Genomic DNA, 7495 nt, shown 5'->3' on the forward strand with positions numbered 1-7495 from the left:
GATCCATCTTGGCCTACATCGGCCAAAACTAGGTTAGACATATTGATCGGTTTCCTACTTCTCGCCCTGCGCCATCGGGGTGACTTGCTATGTCACGTTGGCACCGTTCAACCCTGGCACATAGGGGGTCACGCCCACTACGTCGCCGGGCACCTTCCCGGCGCAATCTATGTCGATTTGGAGCGCGAGCTCTCGGGAAAACCGAGCGCCGGGGCAGGACGCCACCCGCTGCCCGCAGCCCGGGACTTCGCTGCCGCGGCCCAACGCTGGGGGATCAACCCGGACTCGGAGGTCGTAATCTATGACGGAACCCGTGCCCTGGCCGCAGCCCGTGCTTGGTGGTTGCTGCGCCATGCCGGGCTGTCCAAGGTGAGGGTGCTCAACGGTGGTCTCGATGCCTGGACGCGGGCGGGATATTCCCTGGACATCGAAGAAGTGAAGGCAAGGCCCGGAAGCGTGGAGCTGGGGTGGGACAAGTTGCCGGTCATTGACATTGATGAGGCCGAAGGGTTTCCTGGGGTATTGCTCGATGCACGCGCCTTCGAACGCTACACCGGAGCGAGCGAGCCGATCGACCCGCGTGCCGGGCACATCCCCGGTGCGTTGAGCAGCCCAACCACCGAGAACCTGGGTGCCGACGGGCGGTTCCTGGATCCAGAGGCACTCGAGGTGCGGTTTGCCCAGCTGGGGGTGCATGCCACCGAAGGCGGGGCTGGCGCGGTGGGTGCATATTGCGGATCCGGCGTCACCGCGGCACACCAAATCTTGGCACTAGTGACGATCGGCATTAGCGCCTCGCTCTTTCCGGGTTCCTGGTCCCAGTATTCCTCGGATCCAACGCGCACCCCGGCCACGGGCCAGACGCCGTAGCACGGATGGCGGCCGTACCTAAAGGGACGCGGGCCAGCCCTTGCGACTCCTTAGGTACGGGTGGGATGGAAAAGGAAAACATCCGAGGATAGCGATGTCCATGGACGTTTGGACACTGGCTTGCAGCTGGTGCCTGGGCGCGGGTCAAGTTCATCCGGAAGGGCATCTCTAGCGGAGCACCTTTCGTCGGTGGACTCGGATCATGATGTTTCCTGCCGGCCACAGTAGTTACGCACCTCGTTCGGTCGTCTTGGCCTCGCCCTTGGCTTTCTGTGCTCGAGCGCATCGAGAGAAAATGCGTTCAAGCTGAATTTGTTGTGCACTGAGTGAGGATTTCTGGCCGGTGGCTCAGTACCTACCGAGTATGCACGGATCGCTTCACGAGGTGGTGGATGGCGCGGGGGCGAAGCGGCCTGCAGCGTACAGCGAGATGATGCTTAGCATGACAACACCTGAAAGCACGGCCGTAGCCTGAGCCGCGTGCGCGACACCGATGAAGCCTGCCACCAGGCCGATCGTGCCGAGTCCCGCAACGAGGCCACCGAGCCAAAAAAACATTCTTTCGCCAAAGGCCCAGGCAAACGGGATGAAGTGCACACCTACGACGGCAGCGATCAACGCTGGACGCAGGTCGCTGTGGCCGGCCGTTCTCAGCATTCGCGTTCCGAAGCTGATCACGGCGAGCTCCCCAACGACGCAGGCGATGTAAATCAGCATCGCGACTGGTCGGGGGTGTGTCAACGGGCCCAGCGATACGGGCCAAATGTAGTGTCTCGTCAACGCCGCCAGGGCCAGCCCCAGCCCGAGCACCCAAGCAGAGACGGACACCACTTGGCCAAGGGCTCCGGAGTAGCTGCCAACGAACACCAGTCCGCCAGCCATGCCGATCAGGCTGCCCCATCTTCTCGGGTCTGCCCACACCGGTGGCTCACCCACCGCAGGACCATAGCGTGCGGTAGCTGCTATGGGTCGGCCGAGTTGGGTCGACCTCGGAAATCGTGTCATGAATATTAGTCTACATATTTCGATATAGTTATTTATACTGAATTTGGAAAGGCGTGAAAATGGTTGCCTCAGAACAAGCCGCCCAGGGCGCAAAAAGGTCGTACCGTTCCCTGGTGCGTCAAGAAGGCGCCCTGGACACGAGACGCAGGATTGCCGCGGCCGCACAGGACTTGTTCGAGGAGTTCGGCTTCTCTGGGACCACAGTGGCGAACATAGCAACGCGGGCAGGAGTAGCCGTGCCAACGGTCTATTCAACCTTCGGATCCAAAAGTGCCATCGTGAGCGCTCTGCTCTCGCAAATGGAACACGATGCAGACAGCGCCAGCTGGGCGCGTCGTATCGCGCAGGAGACGGACCCGCGCAGGAAACTGGCCGTTTTCGCACAGTGGACCACCGGGCTGTTCTCCTCAAGCAAGGCGATCATCCGAGCAGTCCACGGCGCGGCCGCAGACCCCGCGATCAATGAGCTGCACGAGCAAGGAAATCGAAATCGTCGGGATGGTCTCAGTGCGGTGATCAGCTCACTGGGCCAAGACAATTCCCTGTTAACCGGGCTCAGCGAAGAACTTGCGCTCGATCGGGCCTGGATGCTCACTGGCGTGGAACTTTACCTCTCTGCCACCGAAGGATGCCGCTGGACCGACATCGAGTACCAGCAATGGTTGACTACTTTGCTGCAGCAGCAGCTGCTCGACAACAAAAGGCCGACTTCGCCGTAGTTTTCTTGTTTACTCTTGCGGCCGGTGACCGGTAGGCACACGAGGCCACTGGATGCAGGCGAATAATTTTGGTACGTTGTAGCGGCCGCGTTCCGCAGAGGAACGCTGAGTGGTCGACTGGTGCCGTCAGTTTGATTCTTGGCGGCACGTCGAAATGCTTCTCGCCACATCGATCCTTGACGAGTATCGCTCATGGCGGTTGATTGGCGGGCTCTTGGCGGGCTCTTGACGATGCGCTGTCACATGGTCTTGGTGGATCATTGGACCCATGAATGAGACATGCATTACAGAGCTCCGCCAAGAGCGGGGATGGACCCAAGAGAAGCTCGCCGCAGAGAGTGGTGTTGGCATCCGGACCGTTCAGCGGCTCGAAGCCGGCAGTGACGCAAGCCTGGAAACGCTCTCCCTCGTGGCTAGTGCCCTTGGAGTGGCTGTCAGTGCCCTTTTCAAGACAATCGAGAATGACAGCTTCAGCTGCCGTGTCGATTCATTGGAGAGCCGCAGGCAGGACCAACAGGCTGCCAGAGACAAGATCAGTGGGGCCTGGATGTGGTTTTTCATTGGTGTGGGGGTAGTGACCAGCATGATCAGCTTTGCCGCCGGTGGGCAACTCGGCGCGGTGATCTTCTTGAGTTACTGGGGTGGCGGGCTTCTTATTTTGGTCGCCGTCCGCAGACTCTATCTAGATCCTCGTCTCGACAATCGATACCCGCTCTCGCGGAGCAAACATCAGCTACGCGCACGTAAGAGGCTTCAGGGCAGATCCTCTCCAGAGGAACGCTGATACTGATTCAAGTTCATCCGCTCTAACTGGTGCGACTTGCCACCCAGTCAGCTACGGTTTTCCAGCCACACGATTAATAGGCACAACAAACGTAAGTGGCTACCGCGCAATATAGGAAACGCCGTTATCTGTGAAGGATTCGTCAGGGTCCAAGCGCCAACTCTGGAAATCTTTAGGTCCGCGACTAAGCTCCGTCTCCTTGGGCCCAAGAATATGACTGGGCCCCCGGCTAGAAGTCCAGCGACTGTGTGGGTTTCGTGTCCAAGAATGGACACAAGAAAAAATTCACAAATCATGACACGTGGACACACCCCGGAGCGGGTCATCGCCAAAGTGCGCCGAGGCCAGAAGATGCTCAATGATGGCAGACCGCTGATCGAGGTCATCAAGGAACTCCAGGTTACGGAAGCGTCCTGGTACCGGTGGCTGAACCAGTATGGATCGAAAGAAGAGCGCCGAGTCCTCCAGGCGGACCAAGGACCTGGAAAAGGAGAACGCCAGACTCAAGAAGTTGTTGGCGGATCAGATGCTCGCCAACGACATCCTCAGCGAGGTGGCTAAGGGAAAATTCTGGGCTGTAGTGGCAATAGCAAATAGCCAGCGAACAAGATGACCGAAATCAGCGGGGTGAGCAGCCGCGCAGGAGCTTCTATGGGCGCCGCGCGCCACATATTGACCGTGATGACCAAGGCGATGACTCCGACGCCGATCGAGGCCGGGTATGTCTGGGAAGCGATCACTGGCTCGTCGGTGCGGCCGAGGCCCACCGCGCGGATCGCCGCTGTCGCCAACATTGCGACTCCTGCCAGCACAATGCCTATGGCGTTTCCAGTGCCGGCCAAGATCCCGCCACCGTACAGAAGGAACGGAGTACCTCCGATAAGCGCTACGTCGAGTGCAGTGAATTTGCGCTTGGGTGTATGGGGTTGGTGAGTGAGTCGTTCCTCTACGTCTTCATGATCCATGTTGCCTCCTCGTGTATTCACAAGTTGAAGCCTAGCCAAGCAGAAGGGGGGTCATAGATACTGTGGACTGTCTGACGCTCTACTTTGGCACTCAATGAGCGCAATCGGCATATCGAGCTTCGCACGCGGGCACCCGTAGTTGGCACTCCAGTTCATTGCTGCCGATGCTGCCTGGACAGCCCTTGCCATAGTGGTTGCCCATTGGGTTACCGCTTCCTGGACCGTTGGCATCACTGCCGGTGCGCTTAAAACGATCCTGTCCACGGCAAGGTACCCGGCCCCGTTTTGGAAACGCCGATCGGTCTTCATCGGTCTTTCATGCGTCATTGTGGGCTTTGCTACCGGACGCTCGGAAATCGATGCCCTGCTGTGTTCCTATCCGTAGTCGGAATTGTCAGTGCAGGAACGCGACCTGGGCTTCGGCGAATAGCGTGGGCTGTTCGACCACGGAAAGGTGTCCACCCGCAGACATGACAGTGAATCGTTCGACGGTGAAGTGGCGATCACTTCTCATGCCCCTCGGTTCATGGTCCTCGAGTGGATTTTAGGCACGGGCACCGTTTGTCCTTGGACCGATCAGGGTTGCCGCCGTGCCGGCTATCTCACAGGGTGCGTGGGGCGTTATTTCCGTCGTCAACTGCGGCGGGAAGCGGCGCAGAGGAAGTATTTTCCACCTTCGGCTTGGTCCTCCACGGTCGCTGGCTATGGAACTCCAGAAGCTGGGCACCCAGACCAAAGAACACCATCGCAAACCACACCACGATATTGAGCCACGGGATGTGCAAAGCGGTGATCAGGATCAGGCCACCGATGAACGACTTCAGCACAGGAGGCTGATTACCGCGGAACAACAGCCGCCCAATATAGAAGGCTCCATAGACGAACGTCGCGAGCGTGAGCGCAATCCAGACCAGAAGGCCGGTGAGTGCCAGGGGTGCGCCGATGATCGTTACCAGAAGGACCAGCAGTGCAACGGGAACGGCGATGGCTGCCAGGAACCCGACCAGCAGAGCCTTCCAAGGTGAGGGAATGAGGTGACTGGTTACTCTCGATAGCCAACGAGGGAAGAGAAGGCCAACGAATAGGGTCACGAGGCTCAGTGCGACCAAAGCGTAGAGCAAACCCAGTGACCAAGAGACGAACGAAGCGCTAGGGGAGGGGGCCTGGCTTGTGGTTTGCGGCGGAGCGACGCGCTCCACTGCACCGTCGACCGCGCCCTGCGCGATCTGTGCTTCGGTATCGCTGTAGTAGGTGGCGTTTCCGCCGACATTTCCGTCGATGCTGAGGCGCTCGACGCTGGCCATCAGATCCCGTCCGACGACGCCGGAGATCTTGAGGTCACTGGTGGCCCCGACCAGGTCGTTGCCGAGCTGTCCGGTTTTGGTGACGATGATGCTGCCTGCGAAGATTGTTGCGCTGCGTGAGACGTCGCCGCTGATCGTGACGTTCTGCCCGGCGAGGCGTACGTTGCCGTCTACGGTGCCTGTGATGGTGATCGTCTGCGCTGCTGCGATCACGTCTCCGGTGACGTTGCCGCTGATGGTGACGGACTGCCCGGAGGCATATACGTCCCCGTCGACAGTGTCCGAGACGTCGATGGATAGATCGCTGTAGAAGTGGGGGCCTTCGCTATCGTTCGTTGCCGATGGGGTAGGCGTCGGAGCGGCGACAGCGGCGGTGGAGCCTGCGAACAAGACCAGGAAGCCGATCAGCAGGACGACACCGATAGACCGGTAGATGCGGGAAAGAACGTTCATTTTGGTATCCTTCCAAGCTTGGACGACACATCAGCGAGGTGGCGTCCAGACGAACGCCACGCGGTGGAAAAGAGTGTCGCTAACAGGCTTGGCCCGTGGGATAAACCCTGGCTCAGCTTATCCAGCGGTAATGGCATCAGGCAAGAGTGTCGAGTTCAAGTCATTGACGCACTCAATCATTGGTGCCTAAAATCGCTGAACGTCACGGTCCACTATGTGAGAGGACACCGTCCATGAAGCCTAACCATCTGCACCGATGGCGTGTCATGGCTGCACTATGCGTGGTCCCACTACTTACTACCAGCTGCTACAGTGCGGGATCTAATAACTGGAAAGCAGTGGCCAACGGTGTCAACGGTGATGCCGGTCCGGTAGAGATCCGCTCCCTGTTGATCGTTTCCACAGAAGCCGGGAAACCGGGGCGTCTACTGGGTACCCTCGTCAATGACAGCGAGGAGGAAGTGAACGTCGTGATTTCCGATTCCGACGACACCATCTCGGTCTCCCTACCGGCAAAGGGCTCCTATCCCTTTGACACGCAACCGGCAACACTGGATACGGTGGCTGACATCCCGGGTTCGCTGGTGTCTGTCTCCGTTGAAGCCGGCACTGCTCAGGCAGACCTAGAGGTTCCGGTGATGGACGGGAGCTTGAAAGAGTACCGGCCCTATCTACCCGGTAACTGAGCCCCATTATTTGAAGAACGCAGAAAGACGGTATAGGTTCCGTTCACAACACCAGGCGCCGAACTAACCCGTCATCTTTTATCGATCGGCTTAGGGCCCTTCTTCGTAGTCGCCTTGGATCTTATCCATCTTCTGAATTTCCATGTGGCTGCCAGCCAATCTCGTGATCCGTTTGCCCCGCATGCGAGTGATTCCGCATAGCAGAGCTTCATCATCGTGTGTGCACAATCTTTAAGCAGCTCACCTGGCCCCTGCCTTGAGGAAGGCAACCAGCTCCTTGCGCTGAGCTACCATCTCGAACAGGTATTCGCTGATGGTTCGAGCTATCTTCCCGTTCATGGAACAGAGCCCTGAAACGTAAAAAAGTTTCTTGACCCATTAACGGATGGATACCGCCTTTGATCCAGGTCCTTTATCAAGGACTGATCACTGACATAGGAGTCCAGCGTTTCCGTTCGCTCTGTTTGTCCCCTCGAAGCCTTCCTCGGGTGCGATCAATCGAGCGAAGCCCCGTGGAACGATTATCGTCGTCGGCGCAACGGTACCGGTCCGATCAACTGATGCGGTTTATTAAAGCCGAGTTTGAGGTGTACTACTGATATGAGACAGTTCCTGAAAGGATTGTTCCCATGTCTTCTCGACCAACCTACTCTGATGAGTTCAAAGCCGATGCAGTTGCGTTAGTTGAATCCTCTGGCCGCCCGCTAGC

At 58.4% G+C, this 7495-nt stretch carries 8 protein-coding genes and 1 pseudogene; 6 read left to right on the forward strand and 3 right to left on the reverse strand.

Translation table 11 applies throughout. The features are described from left to right. Positions 1–870: sulfurtransferase (locus ABEA12_RS15375; protein ID WP_345468866.1), on the forward strand; the 870-nt coding region annotated here is incomplete at its 5' end. A gap of 378 nt (positions 871–1248) precedes the next feature. On the opposite strand, the gene ABEA12_RS15380 is transcribed toward ABEA12_RS15375, so the two are convergent. Then, positions 1249–1752 carry a hypothetical protein gene (locus tag ABEA12_RS15380; protein WP_210100347.1) on the reverse strand — a complete coding sequence of 168 codons (504 nt, stop codon included), beginning with the start codon at positions 1750–1752 and terminating at the stop codon, positions 1249–1251. 182 nt (positions 1753–1934) lie between these two features. Here ABEA12_RS15380 and ABEA12_RS15385 point away from each other — a divergent pair, with 182 nt between their 5' ends. The 3 genes and pseudogenes from ABEA12_RS15385 to ABEA12_RS15395 form a co-directional block, all read left to right on the forward strand. Continuing rightward, positions 1935–2594, forward strand: a complete 660-nt coding sequence (locus tag ABEA12_RS15385; RefSeq protein WP_210100348.1) for a TetR/AcrR family transcriptional regulator — start codon at positions 1935–1937, stop codon at positions 2592–2594. A gap of 268 nt (positions 2595–2862) precedes the next feature. Then, on the forward strand, positions 2863–3378 hold the full coding sequence (locus ABEA12_RS15390; RefSeq protein WP_210100349.1) for a helix-turn-helix domain-containing protein: 516 nt from the start codon (positions 2863–2865) through the stop codon (positions 3376–3378). Between the two features lie 294 nt (positions 3379–3672). Further along, a pseudogene (locus tag ABEA12_RS15395) lies at positions 3673–3946 on the forward strand (transposase); the annotation flags it as partial. Here the strand turns inward: ABEA12_RS15395 and ABEA12_RS15400 are convergent. After that, positions 3936–4343, reverse strand: a complete 408-nt coding sequence (locus ABEA12_RS15400) for a hypothetical protein (protein WP_210100350.1) — start codon at positions 4341–4343, stop codon at positions 3936–3938. The pseudogene ABEA12_RS15395 and the gene ABEA12_RS15400 overlap by 11 nt on opposite strands. A 139-nt stretch (positions 4344–4482) precedes the next feature. Here ABEA12_RS15400 and ABEA12_RS15405 point away from each other — a divergent pair, with 139 nt between their 5' ends. Then, the gene (locus ABEA12_RS15405; protein WP_345468869.1) at positions 4483–4728 is read left to right on the forward strand and encodes a hypothetical protein; all 246 of its coding nucleotides are present in this window, start codon (positions 4483–4485) and stop codon (positions 4726–4728) included. 217 nt (positions 4729–4945) lie between these two features. Here ABEA12_RS15405 and ABEA12_RS15410 read toward each other — a convergent pair whose 3' ends face one another. After that, positions 4946–6100, reverse strand: coding sequence for a DUF8173 domain-containing protein (locus ABEA12_RS15410; protein WP_210100351.1), 1155 nt, complete (start codon positions 6098–6100; stop codon positions 4946–4948). Between the two features lie 338 nt (positions 6101–6438). Between ABEA12_RS15410 and ABEA12_RS15415 the strand changes: the two genes are divergently transcribed. Then, the gene (locus ABEA12_RS15415) at positions 6439–6786 is read left to right on the forward strand and encodes a hypothetical protein (RefSeq protein WP_210100352.1); all 348 of its coding nucleotides are present in this window, start codon (positions 6439–6441) and stop codon (positions 6784–6786) included. Positions 6787–7495: the final 709 nt, after the last annotated feature.

This window comes from Paeniglutamicibacter antarcticus (assembly GCF_039544305.1).
Taxonomy (GTDB): Bacteria; Actinomycetota; Actinomycetes; order Actinomycetales; family Micrococcaceae; genus Paeniglutamicibacter; species Paeniglutamicibacter antarcticus_C.